28 protein-coding genes are annotated in these 24,897 nt (G+C 61.4%); 22 read left to right on the top strand and 6 right to left on the bottom strand.

Translation table 11 applies throughout. From position 1 onward, the window contains the following. Positions 1-165: 165 nt before the first annotated feature. Entirely contained in the window at positions 166-897 is a 732-nt protein-coding gene (otsB, locus tag ATY77_RS31465) for a trehalose-phosphatase (protein ID WP_190237728.1), read from the bottom strand. 170 nt (positions 898-1,067) lie between these two features. Between otsB and ATY77_RS31460 the strand changes: the two genes are divergently transcribed. The 5 genes from ATY77_RS31460 to repC all read left to right on the top strand — a co-directional run bounded on the left by ATY77_RS31460 (position 1,068) and on the right by repC (position 6,773). Further along, positions 1,068-2,153, top strand: coding sequence for an ROK family protein (locus ATY77_RS31460; RefSeq protein WP_088673981.1), 1,086 nt, complete (start codon positions 1,068-1,070; stop codon positions 2,151-2,153). Positions 2,154-2,612: 459 nt separating this feature from the next. Further along, the gene (locus tag ATY77_RS33050) at positions 2,613-2,789 is read left to right on the top strand and encodes a hypothetical protein (protein WP_190233607.1); all 177 of its coding nucleotides are present in this window, start codon (positions 2,613-2,615) and stop codon (positions 2,787-2,789) included. A gap of 279 nt (positions 2,790-3,068) precedes the next feature. Continuing rightward, the gene (repA, locus tag ATY77_RS31450; protein WP_088673982.1) at positions 3,069-4,286 is read left to right on the top strand and encodes a plasmid partitioning protein RepA; all 1,218 of its coding nucleotides are present in this window, start codon (positions 3,069-3,071) and stop codon (positions 4,284-4,286) included. Beyond that, positions 4,283-5,269: a plasmid partitioning protein RepB gene (repB, locus tag ATY77_RS31445; RefSeq protein WP_088690328.1), complete on the top strand. Its 987-nt coding sequence runs from the start codon at positions 4,283-4,285 to the stop codon at positions 5,267-5,269. The genes repA and repB overlap by 4 nt, the downstream gene beginning before the upstream one ends. Before the next feature lie 199 nt (positions 5,270-5,468). Then, positions 5,469-6,773, top strand: a complete 1,305-nt coding sequence (gene repC / locus ATY77_RS31440) for a plasmid replication protein RepC (protein WP_088690327.1) — start codon at positions 5,469-5,471, stop codon at positions 6,771-6,773. A 181-nt stretch (positions 6,774-6,954) separates the two neighbouring features. On the opposite strand, the gene ATY77_RS31435 is transcribed toward repC, so the two are convergent. Both ATY77_RS31435 and ATY77_RS31430 read right to left on the bottom strand, forming a co-directional pair. Further along, the gene (locus ATY77_RS31435) at positions 6,955-7,278 is read right to left on the bottom strand and encodes a type II toxin-antitoxin system RelE/ParE family toxin (protein WP_016736955.1); all 324 of its coding nucleotides are present in this window, start codon (positions 7,276-7,278) and stop codon (positions 6,955-6,957) included. Continuing rightward, complete coding sequence (locus ATY77_RS31430) at positions 7,278-7,559, bottom strand: type II toxin-antitoxin system Phd/YefM family antitoxin (protein ID WP_004676161.1); 282 nt, start codon at positions 7,557-7,559, stop codon at positions 7,278-7,280. The genes ATY77_RS31435 and ATY77_RS31430 overlap by 1 nt, the downstream gene beginning before the upstream one ends. Positions 7,560-7,779: 220 nt before the next feature. On the opposite strand from ATY77_RS31430, the gene ATY77_RS31425 reads away from it, so the two are divergent. The 15 genes from ATY77_RS31425 (at position 7,780) to ATY77_RS31365 (ending at position 19,647) form a co-directional block, all read left to right on the top strand. Next, a complete protein-coding gene (locus tag ATY77_RS31425) occupies positions 7,780-8,772 on the top strand; it encodes an LLM class flavin-dependent oxidoreductase (protein ID WP_088690326.1) in 993 nt (330 codons plus the stop codon). A gap of 23 nt (positions 8,773-8,795) precedes the next feature. Further along, positions 8,796-10,145 carry an LLM class flavin-dependent oxidoreductase gene (locus ATY77_RS31420; RefSeq protein ID WP_088673987.1) on the top strand — a complete coding sequence of 450 codons (1,350 nt, stop codon included), beginning with the start codon at positions 8,796-8,798 and terminating at the stop codon, positions 10,143-10,145. A gap of 18 nt (positions 10,146-10,163) precedes the next feature. Further along, positions 10,164-11,363: a M20 aminoacylase family protein gene (locus ATY77_RS31415; RefSeq protein WP_088690325.1), complete on the top strand. Its 1,200-nt coding sequence runs from the start codon at positions 10,164-10,166 to the stop codon at positions 11,361-11,363. Beyond that, a complete protein-coding gene (locus ATY77_RS31410) occupies positions 11,360-11,923 on the top strand; it encodes a GNAT family N-acetyltransferase (protein WP_088673989.1) in 564 nt (187 codons plus the stop codon). Before ATY77_RS31415 ends, ATY77_RS31410 begins: the two co-directional genes overlap by 4 nt. 35 nt (positions 11,924-11,958) lie before the next feature. Further along, complete coding sequence (locus tag ATY77_RS33420) at positions 11,959-13,734, top strand: amino acid ABC transporter permease/ATP-binding protein (RefSeq protein WP_088690324.1); 1,776 nt, start codon at positions 11,959-11,961, stop codon at positions 13,732-13,734. Between the two features lie 91 nt (positions 13,735-13,825). Beyond that, complete coding sequence (locus tag ATY77_RS31400) at positions 13,826-14,770, top strand: ABC transporter substrate-binding protein (protein WP_088690323.1); 945 nt, start codon at positions 13,826-13,828, stop codon at positions 14,768-14,770. 71 nt (positions 14,771-14,841) lie between these two features. Next, positions 14,842-15,780 (top strand): ABC transporter substrate-binding protein, encoded by a 939-nt coding sequence (locus ATY77_RS31395; protein WP_088690322.1) that lies wholly within the window; start codon positions 14,842-14,844, stop codon positions 15,778-15,780. 17 nt (positions 15,781-15,797) lie between these two features. Beyond that, positions 15,798-16,829, top strand: a complete 1,032-nt coding sequence (locus ATY77_RS31390) for an LLM class flavin-dependent oxidoreductase (protein ID WP_088690321.1) — start codon at positions 15,798-15,800, stop codon at positions 16,827-16,829. 63 nt (positions 16,830-16,892) lie between these two features. Then, positions 16,893-17,489 carry a DsbA family protein gene (locus tag ATY77_RS31385; RefSeq protein WP_088690320.1) on the top strand — a complete coding sequence of 199 codons (597 nt, stop codon included), beginning with the start codon at positions 16,893-16,895 and terminating at the stop codon, positions 17,487-17,489. Positions 17,490-17,611: 122 nt separating this feature from the next. Then, on the top strand, positions 17,612-18,172 hold the full coding sequence (msuE, locus tag ATY77_RS31380; RefSeq protein ID WP_088690319.1) for an FMN reductase: 561 nt from the start codon (positions 17,612-17,614) through the stop codon (positions 18,170-18,172). A 3-nt stretch (positions 18,173-18,175) separates the two neighbouring features. After that, a complete protein-coding gene (locus tag ATY77_RS33045) occupies positions 18,176-18,373 on the top strand; it encodes a hypothetical protein (protein ID WP_190237725.1) in 198 nt (65 codons plus the stop codon). 34 nt (positions 18,374-18,407) lie between these two features. Then, complete coding sequence (locus tag ATY77_RS33040) at positions 18,408-18,584, top strand: hypothetical protein (RefSeq protein WP_190237724.1); 177 nt, start codon at positions 18,408-18,410, stop codon at positions 18,582-18,584. A gap of 12 nt (positions 18,585-18,596) precedes the next feature. Then, complete coding sequence (locus ATY77_RS33035; protein ID WP_190237723.1) at positions 18,597-18,749, top strand: hypothetical protein; 153 nt, start codon at positions 18,597-18,599, stop codon at positions 18,747-18,749. Beyond that, positions 18,746-19,327 carry an alpha/beta hydrolase gene (locus tag ATY77_RS31370; protein WP_088690317.1) on the top strand — a complete coding sequence of 194 codons (582 nt, stop codon included), beginning with the start codon at positions 18,746-18,748 and terminating at the stop codon, positions 19,325-19,327. The genes ATY77_RS33035 and ATY77_RS31370 overlap by 4 nt, the downstream gene beginning before the upstream one ends. Before the next feature lie 11 nt (positions 19,328-19,338). Next, positions 19,339-19,647: a hypothetical protein gene (locus tag ATY77_RS31365; protein ID WP_088690316.1), complete on the top strand. Its 309-nt coding sequence runs from the start codon at positions 19,339-19,341 to the stop codon at positions 19,645-19,647. A 117-nt stretch (positions 19,648-19,764) separates the two neighbouring features. Here the strand turns inward: ATY77_RS31365 and ATY77_RS31360 are convergent, their stop codons facing one another. The 3 genes from ATY77_RS31360 to tauA are packed head-to-tail and all read right to left on the bottom strand — an operon-like array spanning position 19,765 to position 22,473. Next, on the bottom strand, positions 19,765-20,619 hold the full coding sequence (locus tag ATY77_RS31360; RefSeq protein ID WP_088690315.1) for an ABC transporter permease subunit: 855 nt from the start codon (positions 20,617-20,619) through the stop codon (positions 19,765-19,767). Next, a complete protein-coding gene (locus ATY77_RS31355; protein ID WP_088690314.1) occupies positions 20,616-21,404 on the bottom strand; it encodes an ABC transporter ATP-binding protein in 789 nt (262 codons plus the stop codon). The genes ATY77_RS31360 and ATY77_RS31355 overlap by 4 nt, the downstream gene beginning before the upstream one ends. 55 nt (positions 21,405-21,459) lie before the next feature. Continuing rightward, on the bottom strand, positions 21,460-22,473 hold the full coding sequence (gene tauA, locus ATY77_RS31350) for a taurine ABC transporter substrate-binding protein (protein ID WP_088690313.1): 1,014 nt from the start codon (positions 22,471-22,473) through the stop codon (positions 21,460-21,462). Positions 22,474-22,675: 202 nt separating this feature from the next. Here tauA and ATY77_RS31345 point away from each other — a divergent pair, with 202 nt between their 5' ends. Next, positions 22,676-24,046, top strand: a complete 1,371-nt coding sequence (locus ATY77_RS31345; protein ID WP_088690312.1) for an FAD/NAD(P)-binding protein — start codon at positions 22,676-22,678, stop codon at positions 24,044-24,046. 142 nt (positions 24,047-24,188) lie between these two features. After that, positions 24,189-24,884 carry a GntR family transcriptional regulator gene (locus tag ATY77_RS31340; RefSeq protein WP_088673795.1) on the top strand — a complete coding sequence of 232 codons (696 nt, stop codon included), beginning with the start codon at positions 24,189-24,191 and terminating at the stop codon, positions 24,882-24,884. Positions 24,885-24,897: the final 13 nt, after the last annotated feature.

Here is a 24,897-nt window from a genome sequence, read left to right as displayed (position 1 = left end):
AGGACGGTTTTAAGCCCGTCAGCCAAATTCCCTGTTTGGCTTTATTCTTGAGGGGAGTGTAGTGAGCTCATCTGCTGGCCGCCACCACGATTCCCTGCCGAAACCGATACTTTTTTGACAATCGAAGCTGCGCAGCCGGTGGAAAGACGAGCGCGTTCCGCCGCCTCAGGCAGCCAAAGCGGCAATGACGTTCCTCACCAGCGCGGCGGAGGACAGCCGGTTGGTGGCGCAGCTCGGGGCGCCGATGGTGCCGACACGCACGGAGACGCCGCCGCGCGCATTGGCGATCGCAAACATCGACTCATCGGTCAGGTCGTCGCCCATGGTGATCGGGCAGCGGTTCTTGAAGGGCTCGGACTGGAAAAACCGTTCCAGCGCGTCGCCCTTGCTCGACCGTGCCGGGCGCAGCTCGAACACCATCTTGCCGAGCTGCAGCGCCCAGTTCGGTCCGGCGAACTCCGCATAATGGTGCATGCGTTCTTCGAGAATCTTTTCATATTCCGGCGCAAGCCGGTAATGGGCGGCGACGGCGGCGCCCTTGTCTTCGATCAATACGCCGGGATAGTGCTCGGCTTCCGCCGTCAGTGCATGCTTCAATGCCTGAAACTCTGTGGTCGCCTCGACGGTATGCATCCCGGTGGCGCTTCTGATCTCCGCCCCGTGGAGACCTGCCGTCGGAAATGCGAAGGGTTTGAACAAAGTGTCGGCAAAGGCGAGCGATCGGCCGGTGACCAGCGCCAGGGCGCCGCCGAGCTTGTTCGACAAGCGATGAAGCTGCCCGGGAAGAGCCTCGGGAACCTCGATCGCATCCGGTGTGGGCGCGAGATTGAGCAGCGTTCCGTCGATGTCGAGAAACATTGCCCAACGGTCCGGCTCCTCCAAGACAAGGGAAAGCATTTCCTGCGTAGCGGCGTCTTCCTGCACGGCATTCTCCAATTCTGCATCATTGAAGCTAGGTCGCTGTCCGACGAGGGCAAGATGACGAGCCGGTCCCCGGAACATCCGGAGCAACTCCCGCGTTTTGTCTGGCCGCCCGCTCATGCACTCGCTCAGCAAAAGGTAGTTTGATGGCCAAAGGCAGTTCCAAGCATCATGACGAAATCAACGCGCCTTTGGCGCACGGCGCATCGGTGCTGCCGCTGGTGACCATCGACGACTACAACAATGAACTGCGTGACAAGAACGGTTTCGTCGGCGACAACGCCAATAAGAAGACCTTCCAGCAGAAGCTCGACGATTGGCGAAAACGCGTCCGCAAGTTCGGAGACGACCCGATCGGTAAGGTCGCGACGGAGAAGCTTTCCAAGAAAAAGATCGAGGCCCTGTTGAAGGGCGATGATATGGAAGCCGCCGCGCTGGTCATGGGCGCGGTGGAGGACTTCTCGCAGGACTTTGCGAAAGTGATCGCAAAGTTCCTCAAGGACGAGCGCTGGTCGAAGACGGAGCGGATCGTGGTGGGTGGCGGCTTCCGGCAAAGCCGCTTCGGAGAGCTCGCAATCGCCAGGACCATGGTTCTTCTCAAGGCGGACGGCATCAATATCGAAGTCGTGCCGATCGCCCATCATCCCGACGAGGCGGGACTGATCGGCTCCGTTCACCTGATGCCGCCCTGGATGTTCAAAGGCTATGAGGCGATTCTCGCCGTCGATATCGGCGGCACGAATGTCCGCGCTGGAGTCGTCGAGTTCGGAAAGGAAAAATCGCCGGATTTTGCCGATGCGCGCGTCTGGGACTCGGCGATCTGGCGCCATGCCGACGATGAGCCGAGCCGCAGCGCCACGATAGAGAAGCTGGCGACCATGTTGCGGAACCTGATCGAGAAAGCCGAAAAGGCCAATCTGAAACCTGCTCCCATCATCGGGATCGCCTGCCCCGGCATCATCAAAGCCGACGGTTCGATCGAACGCGGCGGACAGAACCTGCCCGGCGGCAATTGGGAAAGCGATAGCTTCAACCTTCCTCTGGCGCTGATGAAGGCCATCCCCGAAATCGGCGATCACAGCACCTTCGTGATGATGCACAACGATGCCGTGGTGCAGGGGCTGTCGCAGATCCCTCTCATGAAGGACGTTTCGAGATGGGCGGTGTTGACCATCGGGACGGGTTTAGGAAATGCCCATTTCACCAATCGCGAGGGAATGAAGGCGCGATAGCGACGGATACCTCTATCCCCGTCGTGCATGCCGCCTTTTGCCTCAGTGCTCGCAATCCGTTGCCCGACGAGAGGATCTGAGCTCGCGCAGGCTTATGGTAAATAGTCGGTAAATAAAGAGGAATTCAGCAGACGGAAGCGAAGACCTCGATAAGTTCCGCTAGGCGCGAGGAGATCTTTAAGGGGCCTGCCCGATCGCTCGGGCTGAAAAGCGACGAATGCCCGTCTCTCTATGCATCCGATCATATCCGCAAGCACTTGATTCGCATAGGATGAGCCTCTGCAATCTTGCTGAAGTGATGTCCCTCCCCCTGCTCCGCTCAATGCCGATGGTGCATCCCTCCCCTTGCTGCTTGCGTGGGAAAAGATGGTGATAACGTCGAGGGACAGTTCTCGCCAGCTTCAAATTGCGCTTATCTCTGCGCCATCACGCAGGTCATGCGCAGACGAAAGATGGATCATGAACTTCAAGGGAATAAGCGCTCCTCTCAATGCCGGCCGTCTCGAGCAGATGCTCGGCCTTGCCCCGTCACGCCGTGATCCTGAAACGCACGATGCGAGCGACAAGTCCTCCGGCAGCGAGCCCGTCCGTGGATTGGAGGGCGAGAGCCTGTACCGCCCGTCGGCTTATAAGTGAGACAAGGTCGCCTGCCCGGGCCGTTATGAGCGGCGGCAAGCTGAGTCGCCGATGTCATCAACATATCGGAATCACGCTGCCATAGATTAAGGATGACCTGGACGGCGCGGGTAGAACTGTCGTTGTCAGCTGACAACCTCGCTAAGATTCCGGAATTCCACGCTATTTTCCCGTCGAATCCGTCCCGTTATCTGTTTGCTAACCAAGAAATCGCTTGACGGAATCGCCAGACTCACGATCATTTGCGCAAAATTACCCGATTTATCAGGATTTGCGTGAATGCCGAACAAGGCCGCGATTGTTGAGAAAGCCAAGAGGGCGAGTCAGGTCTCGATCGACGAGACGATTGCGCAGGACTCGACAATGCTCAGCAGCCAGTTGCAGGTGCTGTTCGAGCGGCTGTTCTCGCCTGATGCGCGCAAATCGCTGCGGCGGTTCAGCAGCACTGAGGCGGCGAAGCTACTCGGCGTGACCGACAGCTATGTTCGCCACCTCGCAGCCCAGGTGGAAACCATCAACCCCGAGAAGACGCCGGCCGGGCGCCGGGTGTTCTCGCTCGAGGAAATCCATGCGATGCGCCAGCACCTCGGGCGCACCAAACCTTCCTATCTGCCGATGCGCCGGCCGGGCGACCATCTCCAGGTGATCGCCGTCACCAATTTCAAAGGCGGCTCCGGCAAGACGACGACGTCCATCCATCTGGCGCAGTTCCTGGCGCTTCGCGGCTACCGCGTGCTCGCTGTCGATCTCGACCCGCAGGCGTCGATGTCGGCGATGCTCGGATACCAGCCGGAATTCGACGTCGGCGAAAACGAGACGCTCTATGGCGCCATCAAATATGACGAGACGCGCCGCGACGTGGGCGACATCGTCCGCCAGACCTATTTCCCCGGTCTCGATCTCATCCCCGGCAATCTCGAACTGCACGAGTTCGAACACGACACCCCAAAGGCGCTGGCCGACACCAACCGCGACGACAAGGACATGTTCTTCATGCGGGTCGGCAATGCGCTGCATTCGCTCGAGCAGAGCTACGACGTCGTCATCATCGATTGCCCCCCTACCCTTGGCTTCCTGACGCTGTCTGCTCTCTGCGCCGCCACAGCCGTTCTCATTACCGTTCATCCCCAGATGCTCGACGTGGCATCGATGAACCAGTTCCTGACGATGACCTCCGACCTTCTGGCGGTCGTCAAGCAGGCCGGCGGCAATCTTGAATATGACTGGATGCGCTATCTGATCACTCGTTACGAGTCCAATGACGGTCCGCAGGCGCAGATCGTTGCCTTCCTGCGCAGCCTGTTCGGCGAGCGCGTGCTGACCTCCATGATGGTCAAATCGACGGCGGTCTCGGATGCGGGCCTGTCCAAGCAGACGATCTACGAGGCGGGGCGCGAGACGATGCATCGCCAGACCTATGACCGCGGGGTGGAATCCGTCGATAGCGTCAATGCCGAGGTCGAGCAACTCATTCGCAATGCATGGAGCAGGACATGAGCCCGAAAGGTCGCGACATCCTGAAGAGCATGGTCGGTTCGGTCGAGCCGGCGCGACCGGATGCGCCGAGCGCGCCGCCGCATCGGCCGTCCGGCGCGGTCAAGGCGATGAACCTGTCGCTCGGGCGGCTGGGAGAGGAAGCGGCGGCCGCCAAGGCATTGCGCGAATCCCTCGCCTCCGGAGACAAGGTGCTGGAGATCGATGCGGCTGCGGTCGAAATGTCCTTCATCCGTGACCGTATCCCCGTCGATCAGGATCCTGAATTCGAGCGGTTGAAGCAGTCGATCCAGGAAAGCGGGCAGCAAGTTCCGATCCTGGTCCGGCCGGATCCCGTCAAGGCCGGGCACTATCAGGCCGCTTATGGCCATCGGCGCCTGCGCGCGGCCGCAGAACTCGGCGTCCCGGTTAAGGCCGTGGTGCGCAAGCTGACGGATGAGGAATTGATCCTTGCTCAGGGTCAGGAGAACGGCCCTCGCGTCGACTTGAGCTTCATCGAACGGGCGTTGTTTGCGCGCCGCATGGATGAACATGGCTTCAACCGGGACATGATTGCCAAGGCATTGGCAACGGATAAGCCGGAAACTTCGAGGCTGCTGCAGGTCGCGCAGACGATCGATCCGGAGATTATTCTAGCCATCGGACCGGCCCCCAAAGTCGGCCGCCCACGCTGGCTGGCCTTCGTCGAAAAATTCAGAGAAACAGGCGGGCAGAAGAAAGCGCAGGCCGCGATCCGCGCCGCCGGTTTCGAGGCACTGGAAACCAACGGCCGTTTCGATGTCGTCTGGAAAGTGCTGGAGGAGAAGAGCCCGCCGCAGCGCGACGAGCAGACCCTTCGCACGTCAGCGGGCGCGCAGCTTGCTTCGGTGTCTCGCGCCGGCAAAACCTTTCGCATCACCGCCAAATCGGCGGCGTTTTCGGAATTCCTGGCTCAGCGGCTGGCAGGTCTCGCCGTTGAGTTCGAAGAGGAAAATGATAGGAAATGAGGCAGTTAGACGAATTGTCAGCTGACAATTCGAACAGGAGATAACCCGCAAAAGAAAAAAGCCCCCGAACGTCACCGTCACGGAAGCTTTCCTCGTAGTCTTGAACACCTCCGAGAATCGCACTTCCGAGAATCGCTGTCAAGAGTTTTTGGCGCCGTTTTGGTGAGCGGATTTCTTTTGCCTCGATGAGGTGGAAGAGATGGAAACCGGAAGTATAACGACGCCGTTCGGGCGGCGGTCGATGACGCTTGGCATGCTCGCAAGCCAGGTTGCCGCAGGCGAGATCAAGCCCGATCAATCCGTCGACAAGTGGAAATTGTTTCGTACGCTGTGCGAAGCAAAACCGTTGCTCGGCATCACCGATCGCGCGCTTGCCGTGCTCAATGCGCTCCTCAGCTTTTATCCGAAGAACGAGCTGGCGCAGGACAATGGCTTGATCGTCTTCCCGTCGAATGTCCAGCTCTCGCTGAGGACGCATGGCATGGCCGAACAAACCGTTCGCCGGCACCTCGCAGCGCTCGTCGATGCGGGTCTTCTGGTGCGCAAGGACAGTCCCAATGGCAAGCGTTACGTCCGCAGGGACAGGGCAGGGGAGATCGACGAGGCCTTCGGCTTCTCGCTGGCGCCGCTGCTTGCCCGCGCCGAGGAGATTGAACAACTGGCGGCCGCGGTGATGGCTGAGCGGCTGCACGTTCAGCGTTTGCGCGAACGGATCACGCTTTGCCGCCGCGACATCGCAAAGTTGATCGAAGCGGCGGTCGAAGAAGACGTTCAAGGGGACTGGCAGGCCGTCTACCAGCTGTTCCGCGACATGGTCGAGGGTTTGCCGCGGTCGCCAACGACGGCACAACTCGAGCAGCTGCTGGATGAATTGATGGCGCTGAGAGCGGATGTCCTTAACCGGTTGGAAGTTCGTGTTAAAACGACAAAAGAACGCGGCAATGCCTATTATAACGAGCGTCACATACAGAATTCAAACCCCGACTCCATCTCTGAACTTGAACCAAGCTTCGAACCGAAGCAGGACGCGAGGCCGGAGCAAGAGAACGGGCGAGGGGGCGTGACGATAGACGAGAAAAGGCACGAGGCAGCCAATCAGCCGAGGCAGGAGGAGCGGCAAAGGGGACGGTCGGGCGGCCGTGATGATGCCGGCGGATTGAAGTCCTTCCCGCTTGGTCTGGTTCTGCAGGCCTGCCCCGAGATCCTCGCCTACGGGCCGGATGGCGTGATCCGAAACTGGCGTGACCTGATGACGGCGGCCGTCACAGTTCGATCGATGCTGGGCGTCAGCCCGTCCGCCTATGAGGAGGCGGCAAGTGTGATGGGCGCGGAAAATGCCGCGACCGTGATGGCGTGCATCCTGGAGCGCGGGGGCCACATCAATTCCGCCGGCGGCTATCTTCGCGACCTGACGCGGCGAAGCGAAAAGGGAGAATTCGCGATCGGCCCGATGTTGATGGCGCTCTTGCGGGCAAATGCGCCGGCCGGCCGAAAGGCGGGATAAGTTTTCGGCGCTCGTCCGGGTCATCCATGCTCGGATGAGCGCCGGCGACGATGCCGAAGGAGAGGGGATGCCGAATGTTACAGCATGTCGCGCAAAAGTGTGCAGCGGTTTTGCGGCAACGACATGCGTAAAAACAAAGAGCTAAAGCGTAGGGAGCGAATCTGAAAGATCGCGACGCGCTTTAGCGGATCAGCCTTCGTTCCAGGAAGGCCTGCATGTCGCGACGGCCGTCCGCCACGCAGTAGACGACGACGTCGGTGCCGATGATACGGTAGATCATGCGCCAGGGCTTATGGTGCAGTTCGCGGTATTCGGAGATACCGATGCTGGCCAGTTCCTTTGGAATATTTCCGCGGGCCGGGAATTCTTCGAGATCGGCGCAGGCGCTTTCGATTTCCGTCAGGATGCGCTCTGCCGTCTCGGCGCCGTCGCGGGCGGCAATGAAACGATAGAGATCCTCGACGTCGCGTTCCGCGTCCTCGGCAAGAAGAACACGATAACGCATCAGGACTGGTCGTCGGCCAGACGTTTGCGGATGCGCGCGAAGGATTCCGATGCAGGACGCAGCTTGCCTTCCTCGACTTGTCGATTGGTGAGCGCCAGCACCTTCAGCAACGCCAGGGTTTCCTGCGTTTCTTCATATTGGCCGACATCCTGAAGGATCGCCTTGGCCTCGCCGTGAAGGGTAATGACGACGGGCTGCGGATTGTCCTTCAGCGTCCGGATGATCTCGGGCGCATGCGCCTTAAGATAGCTGATCGGCTTGACCTGTTCTGACAGCTTCATGCGGCTACTCTCCATTTTGACCAAAATATAGATCATTAAATGGTCGATTGAAAGATCCATGCGCATGCGCGCCCGCATTCCCGGCATCTGAATTTCCGTCGCAGCTGCGGCTGCTTTTTTCCTCTCAATGTCCGCGAAAGAGAATGTCATTTCTTATAATGATGTTTGTCTACTGATTTTATAGATTAAATATTACAACCACTGAGCGGATCGTGGCGCCATGACATACCTCCTCAGCCTTCTCGACAAAAGCCCGATCGAACAGGGTCTCTCCGCCGCCGACGCGTTGCGGGCGACGGTAAAGATTGCCGCCCGGGCCGAGGAGCTCGGTTATCACCGTTTCTGGGTCGCCGAACATCACAACATGTCCAACTTGGCGAGTTCCGCGCCGGAGGCGCTGATCGCCTATCTTCTCGCCAAGACTTCGAGGATCCGGGTCGGCTCCGGCGGCGTGATGCTGCAGCACTACAGCGCCTACAAGGTTGCCGAGACCTTCAATCTCCTGGCATCGCTTGCGCCTGGCCGCGTCGACCTCGGTGTCGGCAAGGCGCCGGGCGGCTTTCCGCTGTCGACGCGCGCCTTGCAGCTTGCCGTCGATCCGGTGAGGAAGCCGGATTTTGCGAGCCAGCTTTCCGATCTCAACACCTATCTCGCGGCCGATCCCAGTTACGACGGTGCCCAGGCGACCCCTTTCCCGCCGACGGCTCCGGAGCGTTTCTTGCTCGGCGCCAGCGTCGAGAGCGCCGAACTCGCGGCCGAGAAGGGGTGGGAGCTCGTCTTCGCCGGCCATCTGAATGGCGATCCCGAAAATCTGCGCAAGACCTTCGAAGCCTATGAACGGGCATCGGGCGGCAAGCGTCCCATCCTGGCGCTCGCGGCCTTCGCTGCCGAAAGCGAGGAATATGCCCGCGAGCGTGTCGGTAAGCTCAGGATCGTCAAGGTGTTCCTGCCGAACGGTCAGACCGTCAATGTCGGCAGCGAAGAGCAAGCAGCCGAATTCGCCCGGCAGGCCGGCGTCAGCGATTACCGAATCGAGGAGAGGGTGCCGAGCGTGCTGCACGGCACGGCAAAGCAGATCCGCAAGGAACTGGACGAGCTCCACCGCCGCCACGGCGTCAAGGAATTCGTGCTGGACACGCCGGCGCTTTCAACCGCCGACCGCCTTGCCTCCATCGAGCTGCTCGCCGCCGAGCGCCTTTCCCTCGTCGCCTGACCTTTCCAAGGAGGATCGATCCCATGGCTCAGAAACACGTCACATTCGGCATCATGCTGCAAGGTCCTGGCGGCCATATGAATGCCTGGAAACATCCGAGCGGCCCAGCCGATGCCAGCGTCAATTTCGACTTCTTCGTCAATACGGCACGCAAAGCGGAGGAGGCGGGCATCGCTTTCGCCTTCGTCGCCGACGGGCTTTATATCAACGAGCAGTCGATCCCGCATTTCCTCAACCGGTTCGAGCCGATCGCCATTCTCTCGGCGCTGGCGGCTTCCACCTCGAAGATCGGCCTCGTCGGCACGGTCTCGACTTCCTATAGCGACCCCTTCACCGTTGCCCGCCAGTTTGCCACGATCGATCTCATCAGCGGCGGCAGGGCAGGGTGGAATGCAGTGACCTCGCCGCTCGAGGGTTCGGGGCGAAATTACAGCCGTGAACATCCTGAGCACGAGCTGCGCTACGAGATCGCCGAGGATTATATCGACGCGATCAAGGGTCTCTGGGATTCCTGGGACGACGACGCTTTCGTGCGCAATCGCGAGACCGGCGTCTTTGTCGACAAGGCGAAGATGCATCGTCTCAACCATAAGGGCCGGTTCTTCCGCATCGAAGGACCGCTCAACATCGGCCGATCGAAGCAAGGTCAGCCCGTCGTCTTCCAGGCGGGGGCTTCCGATTCCGGCATCAGGCTTGCCGGCAAGCATGCCGATGCCGTCTTCACCAATGGCGGACCGTTCGAAGAGGCTCAAGGCTTCTATCGGCAGCTCAAGGACAGTGTCATCGCTCAGGGACGCGCCGCGGCGGAGGTCGGCATCTATCCCGGCATCGGCCCGATCGTCGGAAAGACGTCGGAGGAGGCGGAAGCCAAGTATCAGGCGATCCGCAATCTCGTCACGATCGAGGAGGCGCTCCTCTATCTCGGCCGCTTCTTCGATCACCATGATTTCAGCGTCTACCCGCTCGATGAGGCTTTCCCCGACATTGGCGATATCGGCAGGAACAATTTCCGCGCCACCACCGACCGCATCAAGAGGACGGCGCGTGAGAAGGGGCTGACGCTGCGCCAGGTCGCACTCGATTCCGCGACGCCGCGCACTGCCTTCATCGGCACGGCAGAGCATATCGCCGACGAGATCATCCGCTGGGTGGATCATGGCGCCGCCGACGGCTTCATTCTCGGCTTCCCCGTCATCGCCGAAGGCTTCGACGACTTCGCCGAGCACGTCCTGCCGATCCTGACCGCGCGCGGCTATTTCGATCCGGTCCTAAGGGGCGAGACGCTGCGCGATCATCTGGGCCTGCCCTTCCGGGAAAGCCGGTATGCGGCCGGCGCCGATCAGGTTGAGCAGGGAAGGGCTGTCGGCGCCTGAGGCGCCGAGCGAACCGCTATGGACACCATCGCTCTGAACACGCGCAGCAACGATCCGGTCGAGAAGGGTATCGCCGCCTATCTTGATGAGATCATCGCGCTTCGCCACGACCTGCACCAATATCCCGAGCTGGCCTTCCAGGAGCTCAGGACGAGCAAGCTGGTGGCGTCCCGCCTTTCCTCCTGGGGCTATGAGGTGGCGACGGGCATTGCCGGCACCGGCATCGTCGCCACCCTCAGACGCGGCGAGGGCGGGAAGAGGATCGGCATCCGGGCGGACATGGACGCGCTGCCGATCGAGGAGGCGACCGACCTTGCCTATGCCAGCAGCAATCCCGGCGTCATGCATGCCTGCGGCCATGACGGGCATACCGCGATCCTGCTTGCCGCCGCCCGCTATCTCGCCGAAAGCGGCAATTTCAGCGGCACGCTCAGGCTGATCTTCCAGCCCGCCGAGGAAATCGGCGCCGGCGCGCGCAAGATGATCTCGGAAGGACTGTTCGAACGTTTCCCAGTCGATGCGGTCTTCGGACTGCACAACTGGCCGGGGGTGCTGGCGGGCCAGTTCGGCTTCGTCATCGGTCCGGCCATGGCCTCGGTCGATCAGGCGATCGTCAAGATCATCGGCAAGGGCGGCCACGGCGCCGAGCCGCACCGCGCCGTCGATCCGGTGCTGGCTTCGGCTTCCTTCATCACCGCATTGCAGAGCGTCGTCTCCCGCAATGTCGATCCGCAGGATATGGCGGTCGCCACCGTCGGCTCGATCCATGCCGGCTCCGCCTCGAATGTCATCCCTGAGAGCGTGGAGATGAAACTCACCATGCGGGCATTCAGCGAAGAAGTTCGCCGGCTGCTGCAGGAGCGCATTCCAGCGCTCGCCCGCGCCCAGGCCGAAAGCTTCGGCGCCGAGGCGGACGTGAACTACCGGCTCGGTTTTCCGGCGCTGGTCAACCACGCCAAGGAAACGGCGTTTGCCCGTGACGTCGCCTATGACGCGCTTGGTCTCGCCGCGATCGAGAAGGATTTCCGTCCGAGAACCGCAAGCGAGGATTTCGCCTTCATGCTGCAGGCCAATCCCGGCAGCTACCTCTTCGTGGGCAACGGCGACAGCGCGCCTCTCCACAGCGCCCATTACGATTTCAACGATGCGATCATCGCGCCGGCCGCCCGCTACTGGGTCCGGCTCGCGGAAACATTCCTCACTGAAGACAATGGGTGACGAACGATATGAGCGACACGTTTCTCTATACGACCCCTCTCGATCCCCGCGCCAAGCCGTTGATCGATGAGCTGATCCACGAATATGACAGCCGCTACGGCACCTATTTCAATGCCGAAGGCGCCGCGGCCGAATTGAACCGCTATCCGCCCGAAGCTTTCGCGCCGCCTCACGGCAATTTCCTCCTGCTGATCCGCAATGGCGAAACCATCGGCGGCGGCGCCTTCAAGCATTACGACGATCGCACGGCCGAGTTCAAACGCATCTGGACACGCGTGGATCTGCGCCGCCAGGGCCTTGCCCGCAAGCTGCTGGTGGAGCTGGAAGCTCAGGCGGCCCGTCAAGGTTATACGAGGATCTATCTGACGACCGGTTTCCGCCAGCCCGAGGCCGTCGGCCTCTATCTGAACTACGGCTACAGCGCTCTCTTCGACACGTCAGCCGATCCCGAGATCTACAAGAGCCTGCCCTTCGAGAAGGACATCACCCATCTCGTTCCGCCGGTCTTCGGAACCGAGGCGGCCGAACCGCGCCTGCGCGTGGCCGGCGCAAATCTCTGAAAGCGACACGACGATAATCATAAAGGGAAGCAAGAATGGCACTGACGACGGATTTCGCGGGCATCGAGCCCGGCAGCAGGACGGCAGAACCGAAGCAGGACTATTCCCGTTACCGCATCGTGCCGGCGCGTCATCCCGAGCGGTTGGCGGGCACGATATTCGCGGCCGTCGTCATCGTCGCCGTGCTCTATTCCACCTTCACCAATCCGCGCTGGGGTTGGAACGTCTTCGCCGAATGGTTCTTCGCCGAGCCGGTGCTCGTCGGCCTCGGCCGGACACTGCTGCTGACCGCGCTTGCCGCCATATCGGGTTCCATCCTCGGAACAGCCCTGGCGCTCGCCCGCGTCTCCAAGTCGCCGCTGCTATCGGGCCTTTCCTGGGGCTATATCTGGCTGCTGCGCTCGATCCCGATGATCGTGCTGCTCCTGATATTGAACAATCTCGGCTATCTCTATGAAACGATCAGGATCGGCGTCCCGTTCACCGACACGGTCTTGTTCGATTATCCCACCGTGCAGTTGCTGACGCCCTTCGCCGCTGCCTATCTCGGCCTCACGCTCAACCAATCGGCTTTCTTCGCCGAGATCGTCCGTGGCGGCATTCTGTCAGTGGATCATGGGCAGCTGGAGGCCGCTGCCGCACTCGGTCTGCCGCGCCGCCGCCAGGCGTTTCGCATCGTGCTGCCGCAGGCCATGCGCTCCATCCTGCCGACCGGTTTCAACGAGCTCATCGGATTGGCGAAAAGCACGTCCGTCGTCTATGTGCTGGCGCTGCCGGAGCTCTTCTACACCGTCCAGGTGATTTACCGCCGCAATCTCGAGGTCATTCCGCTGCTGATGGTCGCGACGGTCTGGTATCTGATCATCATGACCGTGCTGTCGGTCGCCCAGCACTATATCGAGCGCTACTTCTCCAGGGGCGCCGTGCGCAATCCGGCACCGCTGCCTTTCCAGGCCTTTTTCGAAGGCTTCCGCCGTCCGCTGCCGGTTCTCGATAGCGCGACCGATAAAGTGCGCAATCTTGGTTTCCATGATGCGGGGGCTCTGCGGGCAGGCGGTGCGGTGCGCATCCACGGCATCTCGAAGAGCTTCGGCTCGCTGAAGGTGCTCGACGATGTCGAGCTCAACCTGCCGGCCGGCAGCGTGACCGCCATTCTCGGCCCCTCCGGTTCCGGTAAGTCGACGCTGCTGCGGTCGATCAATCATCTGGAGCGTGTCGACGACGGCTTCATCTCCATTGATGGCGATTTCGTCGGCTACAGCAGGAAGGGCGATACGCTTTATGAGCTCAAAGAGAAGGATATCCTCAAGCGCCGCGCCGATATCGGCATGGTCTTCCAGAGCTTCAATCTCTTCCCGCATCTGACCGTGCTCGAAAACCTCATCGAGGCGCCGATCGAGGTCCGTGGTCTCGGCCGCGAGGAGGCCGCGCAGTTGGCGCAGGAACTGCTGGCACGCGTCGGTCTCAGCGACAAGATCAATGCCTATCCGCGCCAGCTTTCCGGCGGCCAGCAGCAGCGCGTCGCGATCGCCCGCGCGCTGGCGCTCCGCCCCAAGGTGCTGCTCTTCGACGAGCCGACTTCCGCACTCGATCCGGAACTCGTCGGCGAGGTGCTCGACGTCATCAAGGAGCTCGCCCGCACTGGCACGACCCTCGTCATCGTCACCCATGAAATCGGTTTTGCCCGCGAAGTCGCCGACACCGTCGTCTTCATGGAAAGCGGCCGCATTCTGGAGGCCGGTCCGCCGGCCCGGATCTTCACGCAAGCGGAGCACCCCCGAACGCGCGAATTCCTCGCCAAGGTTCTCTAGCGCAGACATCGCTGGTGAAATGCCGGGTCGCGACGGGCTGCTCCGGCCGAATGACAACAATCACAACCTTAAGACGAAATGGAGAAGGGGCATGGCATTTACAGATAGGGTAAGGCTTCTGATAGCAGGAGCGGTCGCCATTGGCGCGATCGGTTTCGGTTCCGCTCAGGCGCAGCAGAAGTTCGATCTCAGCCCCGAACAGCCAAACCGGCTGCGGGTGGAAAAGAACGAGAAGCGCATCGCTGAAATCAAGGACTTCAAGTTCGTCGAAAACGGCGTCTTCACCGTCGGCATCAGCTCGAGCGGCAATCTTCCGCTGCACGACTATGCCTCCGACTCCAAGACGGTCATCGGGTATGACGTCGATCTGGCGCAGGCGATCGCCGACAGCCTGGGCCTGAAGCTCAACCTCGTTTCCGTCGCCTGGGCCGATTGGCCGCTGGGGCTCACCTCGGGCAAGTTCGATGCAGTGATCTCCAACGTCACGGTGACGGAAGAGCGCAAGCAAAAGTTCGATTTCTCGACCTACCGTAAGGATGAGCTCGGTTTCTACGTCAGGGCCGACAACCCGATCACCTCGATCAAGGATCCGAAGGATATTGCCGGCCTGAAGGTCATCACCGATGCCGGCACCAACCAGGAGAAGATCCTGCTGGAGTGGGACCGGCAGAATGTCGCGGCCGGTCTCAAGCCGATCGAGGTGCAGTATTACGACGACGACGCGGTCAAGGACTTGGCCGTCCAGTCCCGCAGGGCCGATGCGGTCTTCAGCGTCAACGCCACGCAGGCCTACGCGGCGGGAATCAACGGCAAGACCAAACTCGTCGGCACCGTCAGCGGCGGCTGGCCGATCACGGCCGAGATCGCCGTCACCACGCGCAAGGGCAGCGGTCTGGCGGCGCCCGTCACCAATGTCGTCAACGACCTGATTGCCAGTGGCGCCTACAAGAAGATCCTCGACGCCTGGAATCTCGGTCCCGAGGCGATCGATAAGGCCCAGACCAACCCGCCCGGCCTGCCGAAGAGCGGTTCGTAATGTTTATGGGACGGGCGGCCGTTCGAGCCGGCCCGTCCCTGCCTTTCACTGCAAACGGAGACATATCGAACGTGGCGAGTTGTCTTGATATCCGCACCTTTTTCTTCGCGGCGCTGACGGCAGCCTTGGCTGGCCTCAGTGCAGCCCATGCGGCCGATGATTTCGACCTGAGCCCTCAGCAGCCTGGCAGGCTTCATGCAGCCAGGAACGATGCGGCGATCGCCGCGATCCCCAAGGATTTCAAGTTCGTGACGCCAGGTAAGTTCACCATCGCTGTCAGTCCCGGCGGCCCGCCGCTTGCCACTTACGCCACCGATGCCAAGACCGTAGTCGGCGCGGATCCCGATTACGCCTATGCCATCGCCGACAGCCTCGGCCTGACGCTGGAGATCGTGCCGGTCGCCTGGATCGACTGGCCGCTCGGCCTCACATCGGGCAAATATGATGCCGTCATCTCCAATGTCGGCGTGACCGAGCAGCGCAAGGAGAAGTTCGATTTCTCCACCTATCGCCAGGGCCTGCACGGTTTCTTCGTGAGATCCGATAGTCCCATCACCTCGATCAAGGAGCCGAAGGATGCGGCGGGCCTCAGGATCATCGTCGGCGCCGGCACCAACCAGGAGCGTATCCTGGTCAAGTGGAGCGAAGAGGATGTTGCTGCGGGCCTGAAGCCGATCGAGCTGCAATATTACGATGACGAGGCGGCAAGCCTTCTCGCCCTGCGTTCCGGTCGGGCCGATGTCATCGTCCAGCCGCACGCGCAGCTCGTCTTCATCGCGGCGCGCGACAAGAACATCAAGCGGGTGGGCACGCTGAGCGCCGGCTGGCCGGATCGATCGGACGTCGCCATCACCACCCGCAAGGGAAGCGGGCTCGCCGATGCGCTGACCATCGCCACCAACGGTCTGATCAAAGACGGCACCTATGCGGGGATACTCGATCATTGGCATCTTTCCGAGGAAGCATTGCCCGCATCGGAGACCAATCCTCCCGGCCTGCCGAAATATTGATTATCGGAAGGCATGATATGAGCGGCCGCAATATATCCATCAGCCATATCGGCTTCCTCACTCCCGGCAACTATCCCGATGATGATCCCTTGTCGGGATTGGAGCAGACGCTCCAGCAACTGCATTATGGCGAGGAACTCGGCTTCGACAGCGCCTGGGTCCGCCAGCGGCACCTGGAGCCGGGGATCTCCTCCGCCAGTGCCTTTCTGGCGGCCGCCACCCAGCGCACCAGCCGGATCGAGCTCGGAACGGCGGTCATTCCGATCGGCTATGAAAGCCCGTATCGACTGGCCGAAGACCTTGCGACGGTCGATGTACTCTCGCGCGGGCGGTTGAATATCGGCGTCAGCGCCGGCCGGCCGCTGCATGCCGAGCTGATCGGCCCGCTCGCCTTCGACGGCGACTGGACGAGCTACGATTTCTCGCATGATCGCGTGCTGCGCTTTGCCGACAATCTGCGCGGCGCCTATCTCGGCGACGACGCGACCTTCATCAAGACGCCCTTCGGCCCGCAGCGTCCGCGCCTGCAGCCCTACGCCAAGGGCCTGATCGACCGGATCTGGTATGGCGGCGGGTCGCAGCGCTCGGCCGGCTGGGCGGGCCGCAACGGCTTCAATCTGTTGACGGGCAATGTGATAACGGGGGAGGGGACCGACGATTTCTTCGTTGCCCAATCCAGGCTGATTACAACCTATCGCGACTCAGGAACGCAGCGCCGCGTCGCGCTCGGCCGCGTCATCGTGCCTTTCGACAGCGCCGATGCGGCAACCCGCCGGCGATACCGCGATTATGCCGACGGCCGCCATCAGCGGACGCTTTCGCCGCAGGGCGAGCGTCGTACTCTGTTCGCACGCGATATCGTTGGCACGTCGGAGGAAATATTGGAACGGCTTTTCGCCGATCCGGTCCTGCCCGAGGTCAGCGAGTTGCGGCTGGAGCTCCCTTACGAGTTCGAGCACCAGGAATATCGCCAGATCCTCCACGACTTCGTAACAAAGATCGCTCCGGAACTCGGATGGAAAGCGCGGCCCGAAATTCGGGCCGCTTGAAGGGCTGTCGGCGGACGGCGCCCATTCGGCACCAAACAACCATTTTAAGAGGAACATTCGTCAGTGACCAAATCGGTGGAATATTTCTTTTCGATCGGCTCGCCCTGGTCCTATATCGGCTTCGACGCCTTTACCGAGCTGGCCGCGAAGAACGACGTCGTCATCACGCCTTATTTGACGACGGTGGTCGAAGAGAATGGCGGCATCTTCTCGCGCAACCGTCCCGAGATCCGCCGCGCTTACTGGACGCGGGATCTCAAACGCTGGGCGCGCGTGCGCGGCAAGGCGTTGCGCCTCGAACATCGCCCGGAGCTCGGCGATCCGACGCCAGCATCTCTCTTCGTGATTGCCGCCTATCTCGACGGGCAGGATTGGGTTGGCGTGGCCCGTGCCCTGCAGCATGCCTTCTGGAGCGAGGCGAGGGATATCGGCAGACCCGATGTGCGAGAAGCGATCGTGACAGCAGCCGGTTTCGATGGCGCAGCGCTTCGCCGGCGGCAGGCCGATGACGACGTCCAGAACAAGTGGTCGGCAGACCGTGTGCATGCGCGCGATAGCGGCGTTTTCGGTTTTCCCAGTTATGTCTATGACGGCGAGCTCTACTGGGGACAGGACAACCTGCCCTTTCTCGAACGCCATCTCTGCGGCGACAGGCCCTAGGCTCGGACCGAGCAATTGCAAAGGGACGTTTTTTTCAACGGGGCGGAGAAGGAGAGACACGCATTTCTTTAATCCAGTAATTTTATAGACAATAGTTGAGGCAACCATAGAGAGGAAAAACCATGTCAGGTTTCAAACTCGTCGGCATCGCTGGCAGCTTCAACCGTCCATCGAAGACACTGGCGCTCGTCCGGCACGTTGCTGAGCGCGCCAGCATCCGCTACGGCTTTACGACCAAGACCTATGATCTCAACGATGTCGGTCCGTCGCTGGGCAGCGCCTTGTGGCGTAAGGATCTCGACGAGCGGGCAAGCCGCGTCATCGATGAGATCGTAAGGGCCGATGCCCTGATCATTGGTTCGCCGACCTACAAGGGATCCTATCCCGGCCTCTTCAAACACCTCATAGATCTGATCGATCCGCAGGAACTTCGAGGCAAGCCGATCATCCTCACGGCGACGGGCGGCGGTGACCGGCATGCGCTCATGGTCGAACATCAGCTCCGGCCGCTGTTCGGCTTTTTCATGGCTCATACGCTGCCGACCGCCGTTTACGCATCCGATCGCGATTTCGCGGACTATACGGTCTCCTCGGATCAGCTTTCGAGCCGTATCGGCGAAGTGATCGGCGAGCTGGCGGCCTTCTTTCCGCATGCAAGTCCGGCAATCGCGGCGGCCGAATAGGTCATGGTGCGCTCTCAGGAAGCAAGGATGGATGACGCGGACAGGCCGGGAGCGGGCGATCAATTGTGGAACGTCTTTGAATTCGCACGCCGATACCGCCTCGCCAAGCGCGAGGAAAACCGCCTGCTGATGCTCTACGGGCCAACGGCATCGCTTCGCGATCTTCTGGCCAATGCGCGGCGTCATTCGCTGATTTCCTAGCTGGAGAATATTGGTCCCCGACAGGGAGGTTCGCATGAAACTCGATTTCCATGTGTGGCTGAAACTCGCGGTCGACCGCCTCCTCAAGGCGAAGCCGGTGGCTCAGTGGGAGCCTGCAGACGCGATGCGCACTCGAGACGATGAGCGGGACCGGTCCGCTTGCGAATACGAAATCCATTATTGGGGCACGATGCCCGGAACTTGGTATTGAGGAGGTGGCGTCATGGCAATTGTCGTTGAGACCGGCCTCGGCCGGCACGGCGCGAGAAGAGCAGCAGACAGTCTCATGCCGCGAATCCGGCATGCGGCCGGGATCTGCACGATCGCAGGCTCCTTCACATTTCTGTTCGCCTTGGTGATCGGGCTGGTCCGATGAGCGATGTCCTTATCCTTCCCGGGTTGTTCGGTTCGGGAGACGGTCACTGGCAACAGCACTGGCTGCAGGATCAGCCGGACAGCCGTTGCGTCACCCAGGACGATTGGGATCATCCGCGCCTCGACAGGTGGCTGCCGCGGTTGGAAAGCGCGCTTGAGGAGGCGGGCGAGGCCTATCTTGTCGCCCATAGTCTCGGATGCCTGCTTGCCGCTCGGCTCGCCGGCCGGAGCGCCGCACGCCGGGTGAAAGGCGCGCTGCTCGTTGCGCCATGCGATCTGCCGGCCACGGAGATCCTGCATCCGGGACAAATCTCCTTCGGCGAAATGCCGGTGGCGTCTTTGCCTTTTCCGAGCGTCGTCGTCGGCAGCATGAACGATGCCTACATGACGGTCGACCGCCTGGCCCTGTTCGGCCGGCTATGGAACGCCGAGACCAGGAATATCGGCCTTGCCGGGCACATCAATATCGCCAGCGGCTTCGGACGCTGGCGCAACGGCTACCGGCTGCTGGATGCCTTGAAGATACGCACGGGCGCGCGAAAGCGCATCGCTTCCATGCCGCCGGCTTTTGCGATCTGAGTGGAAGCGCAATGTCCGATATCGTCGCCGATCTCCTGCGCCTGAGTGAAGATCCGAATGCCGATGCGAGAAGCAGGCGCCGCCAGACCATGGATCGTCTGGTGCAGGCGCTGCTTGCCATGGCCGATAGTGAATTCGGACCGGAAGATGCGCAAAGCCGCCAATCGATCCTTCATCTGACGACGATCATCCGTGACATGACGGAAAGGATTGCCGAGGCCGACGATGCGACGTTTTCGGCGATCGTCAGGGAGGCGGCAATGCTGATCCGCAGCCTGGAGCGGCGACGGGCCGATGCGGCCAGGTTTACGGTGCATTGACCCCGCTCAGAGCATGATGCCGAAAGGTGTGAGCGGTTTTCGGCATCATGCTCTAACTCTTTAATTTGGAGCAGGATTGAGAGATTTTAGGCCAAGTGGGCCTAAAATCATCCTGTTCTAAAGCTTGCCCTTCCAGGGCACGAGGAAGGCTTCCAGAAAGCGGATGCCGGCCGAGAAGGTGAAGGCGCAGACCGCGATGATGGCAATGCCGACGAAGACGACGTCGGTCGCCAGGAACTGCGACGCTGACATGATCATGAAGCCGATCCCGCGCGTCGACGCGATCAATTCGGCCGCAACCAGCGTGCTCCAGCCGACGCCGAGTGCGATGCGGATGCCGGTGAGGATCTCGGGCAGGGCCGACGGCAGGACGATGTCGAGGAAAAGCTGCAGCCGGTTTGCGCCCAGCGAGCGGGCGGCGTTGACGCGTTCGATCGGCAGTGAACGAACGCCGGCCTGGGCCGACAGGCAGATCGGGGCGAACATCGCAAGCACGAGCAGCGTGATCTTCGATGTCTCGCCAATGCCGAGCCAGATGATCATCAGCGGCAGGTAGGAGAGGGGCGGAAGCGGCCAGTAGAATTCGATCGGCGCGTCGAGCACGCCTTTCGCCCAGCGATTGAGGCCCATCAGCAATCCGAGCGGAATGCCGGCGGAGATGGCAATCAGGGCTGCGACGACGATGCGGAACAGGCTTGCAGAGACGTGCTCGAAAAGTGAGGCGCCGGCATAGCCGTCGCGATAGATGACGCCGATCTGCGTCAGCACCTCATCGGGACGCGGCAGGAACAGATGCGGGACGACGCCAAGCGCTGAAACGAGCCACCACAGCAGCAATATGGCGAGCGCGGCGGCGATGCTGATGGCCACAGTCGATCTCTCGCCGGCGCCGAAGCCCGCCATTTTCACCAGCTTGACCTGACGGTCTTCGACATGGGCCGCAATCGGCGGAGCCTGTGTTATGTCGCTCATGCGGCGCTCCTCAAGTCTTCGCTGTTGTGGAGAAGGGCGCGGATCTCTTCGCGCAGCTCGGCAAATTGCGGCGAGGCTTTGATCGCGCGGGCATCGCCGGTTTCGGCGAAACGCCTGACGAAATCGAGATCGAAGCGCGCGACGACACGCCCCGGCCGCGGCGACATGACGAGCACCTGCGTGCCCAGGAACAGCGCCTCTTCGATCGAGTGGGTGATGAAGAAAACTTTCTTTGCTGTCTTATCCCAGACGGAAACCAGCAGTTCCTGCATCTGCTCGCGGGTCAGGCTGTCGAGCGCGCCGAAGGGCTCGTCCATGAGCAGGATGTCAGGATTGGTCGCGAGTGCCCGGGCGATGCCGACGCGCTGGCGCATGCCGCCCGACAGCTCGTAGGGAAAGGCGCCGGCGAACTCGTCGAGGCCGACGAGCCGAAGCAGTTCCAAGGCGTGGTCCTGCCGCTTCTTGCGATTGACGCCGGCAAATTTCAGGCCGAGCGCGACGTTGTCGACCACGGACTTCCAAGGCAGCAGCGCGTCTTTCTGAAAGACGACGCCACGATCGGCGCCTGGGCGTTCGACGGCGCGGCCATCGAGCGTGATCCGGCCTTCGGAAAGCGGGAGAAAACCGGCGATGGCGTTGAGCAGGGTTGATTTGCCGCATCCCGAGGCTCCGAGCGCGACGACGAAGCCTCGTTCAGGAATATCGAAAGACACGCGATCGAGCGCGTGAACGGTCCGCCCATCGCGGGCTGCGAAGAAGACGCTGGCGTGATCGACTTTCAGCATGTTGGAACTCACAAGTTCGACACCGGCGCGACAGCCGCGCCGGTGTCAGGGAGGATCAGTTGCTGACGCCGGCAAGCGCGTCGGCGGTGACGAAGGCGCCGTAATTGTCCAGCACGCCGGATACTTTGCCCTGTTCCTTCAGGAAGGAGGCCGTGTCCTTGAGGATCTTGCCAGCGCCGGCCTTTTCGCCGCCGCCAAGCCAGGCGTCCGATGCCTGGATTTCGGGCGCGAGCAGCGTCAGGTTCTTCAAGGCCGAGGCCTGCTGCTCCGGCGTTCCGCCGAGAAGCTTGGCGAGCGACTTGGCGTTGTCGCTGTCCGGACCCCAGGCGGATTTGTCGGATGCGAAGGACGTATAGTATTTGGTGACGACCGAGGCGAAGCCCTTCAGGAATTCCGGATTGTCGGCGGCAAATTTCGAGGTCGCAACCCAGGCCGAGAAGGTCGGCGCCCCCTTGTCGGCCACATCCTTGGAGGTCACGAGGACCTTGCCGTTCTTCTTGAGTTCGGTCAGCGCTGGATCCCAGACGAAGCCGCCGTCGATATCGCCGCGATTATAGCTTGCGACAATTTCGGGCTGGGGGATTGCGAAGACCTGAACGTCCTTCTCGGTCAGGCCAAGCGATCTGATCAGCGCCAGCAGCTGATAATGGTCGGTCGACACCGGCGCGGCGGCAAGCTTCTTGCCCTTCAGGTCGTTGAGGCTTTCAATGCCGGAGCCGTTGCGAACGACGAGCGCCTCGTCGATGCCCGAGATGGAGGCGAGGTAGAAGGCCTTGACCTCCAGTCCGCGCGAAACCGCGGCCGCGAACGGGCTGGAGCCGACATAGCCGACCTGGACGTCGCCGGAGGCAATGGCGGCAAAGATCTCCGCACCCGAATTGAACCGGCGGAAGTCGATCTCGTATCCCGTCGTCTTGGCGAATTCGCCATTGGCGATCGCCACCGAAGAGGGCAGCGCATCGGTTTGATAGCCGACGACGACCTTCTTGTCTGCCGCCTGAGCGACGATCGCCGTTGCGAGAGTGCCGATGCCGACAGCGATTGCGGCGACCAAATTTCTAAAATTCATCTTGAGCCCCTTGTTTGAGGGCCCCGACGGCCCTTGATCTCACCCCTAAAAGCGTAGCGGGTGAGAAGGGACTGGCGGGAGAAATAACAAACTATATTTATAGACTATAGAGATAATTGTTTTCGTGATTCTGGCGCTCGGGCGACCCTACAGGCGAGCGAGCGACAGAGGCGAGGCTAGCCAGAGCTTCAGGGAGAATGCAATGATGTACGATGTGATCGTGGTCGGTTCCGGTTTTTCGGCAATAGCCGTGACCTGCAATCTCATCGAGCAGCTTCCCGCTTCGGCGAAGGTTGCCGTCATCGGCGACGATCCGGGTTTTGGCCGCGGGACGGCCTACCGGACGGAACTCTATCTCCATCGCCTCAATGTTCCCGCAGGCCGCATGAGCCTTTTGCCGCATCGTCCCGACGATTTCGTCGACTGGCTGAAAAGCCATGGCCGTCCGATGCAGGCAGGCGACTTCGCCTCGCGCAGCGACTACGGTCTCTATGTCAGGGATACGCTTGCGCAACTGCTTCGCAAGCGCGACGGCCGTTGCCGGGTCGATTTCATCAAGGCCAAGGCGGCGGGATGTGTGGAGCGCTATACCAGCACGCTCGCCTTCCAGCTCGATAATGGCGACGAGATTGCCGGAGGGAATGTCGTGCTCTGTCTCGGCGTCGGCAATGCCAACCTGCCGGTCGATCCAGCCAGCGTCCCGCCATTTCTGCGATCGCGGATCATCGACAATCCGTGGCGGCTCTCGTGGCTGAGGCGCGTCGCCCCATCCGATACGGTCTGTATCCTCGGCTCCGGCCTGACGATGATCGATCAGGTTCTCGCGCTTCGCGCCCATGGCCATAGAGGCAGGATCGACGTGCTTTCGCGTCGCGGGCTCGCACCGCTCGGACATGCGAAGACGCCGCCGGCGCCTCTACCAGTCGATGTCGAGACGCTTCCCGGGACAATCAGCGGCATATTGAAGAGCTTGCGGGCCAGGAGCAGGGAGGTCGCCGATTGGAGAGCGGTGATGGACGGCCTGAGGCCGGTGACGCAGGCTCTCTGGCAGCGGCTTTCAAGCGAGGAACGGGCCCGCTTCCTGCGCCATGCGCTTCCCTGGTGGAACATTCACCGTCACAGGGTCGCACCTGACGTGTTCGACAGGTTCGAAAGCCTTGTCTCGGAAGGAACCGTCCGCTTCCATACGGGCTTCCTGAAATTGCTTGCGGCCGAGGAGGATAGGCTTCTTGCCGGATACAGGATCAGAGCGACGCAGGAGAACGTCGGCATCAAGGCGGATTGGCTGGTCAACTGCACGGGAATGGAGCGCGCCGGGATCAGCCATTCGCCGCTTTTGAAGGAAATGAGCCGCGTTCGGCTGATCGCCCCCGATCCTCTTGGCCTCGGGATAGAGGTGGATGCCGTTTCCGAAGTGGTGGCGCCATCCCGCATATCGCCCGCCCGGCTGTTTGCGGTCGGCGCCTTGACGGCCGGGCAATTCTGGGAAATTACGGCCGTCCCCGACATTCGGGTGCAGGCAAAAGCCGTCGTCGAAGAGATCGTCTCGAAGCTGGCGGCGCCCGAGGCATAGATCGGCAATCCCAAGTGACGGTGCTTGTTGAATTGCCGGCCGCCGACAGCTACAGTATCTGGTACGCCATAATACGATTTTCGAATTCGGCTGCGGCGGCGGAACTTGATCGTGCAAAGCCGGTCCAACTCTGAGGTGTAGAATGAGCGGTGCTCTGAAGGACGCAGCAATTCGAGTCGAGCGTCCGACAAAGACATTGCGGGAACTGGCGCTGGACAAGGTCCGCGAAGCGATCGTGAACGGCTATTTCCGCCCCGGCGATCGGCTTGTCGAACGGGATCTCTGCGCCCAGCTCGGCGTCAGCCGGACTGTTGTGCGCGAAGTTTTGAGGCACCTGGAATCGGAAGGGCTGGTCGCCAACTTGCCGAACAAGGGACCGATCGTCGCCCAGCTCGATATCGAGGAAGCCAAACAGATCTATGAAATCCGCGGCGCGCTCGAAGGCATGGCGGCGCGGCTATGCGCCGAGCGCGGCAGCCCTGAAATCGTCGCGGCCCTGGAAGATTCCCTGACCGGAATACGCAACAGCTACCGCGATAACGATATGGCCGGCGTGCTGGCGAATACCTCTTCCTTCTACCAGACACTGTTCACCATGGTCGATCGGCACGTTGCTTGGGGCGTCGTCAATCTTCTCACCGTGCGCATAAACCACTTGCGCTCAATGACGATCAAGACCGAACGGCGCGGCATCGAGGGGCCGGCGCAGATGGCGAAGATCGTCGACGCCATCCGCCGCGGTGACGGCGAGGGAGCCCAGCGGGCGGCGATGGATCATGTCGCGGCGGCGAGCGCCATTGCCGAAGCGGTGCTGTCCGCCCAGAAGCCAGCCGAATAAATCAGCGCATAGA

The sequence above is a fragment of the Rhizobium sp. R634 genome, from assembly GCF_002211305.1.
Taxonomy (GTDB): Bacteria; Pseudomonadota; Alphaproteobacteria; order Rhizobiales; family Rhizobiaceae; genus Rhizobium.
This window is presented reverse-complemented; position numbering and strand designations above follow the sequence as displayed.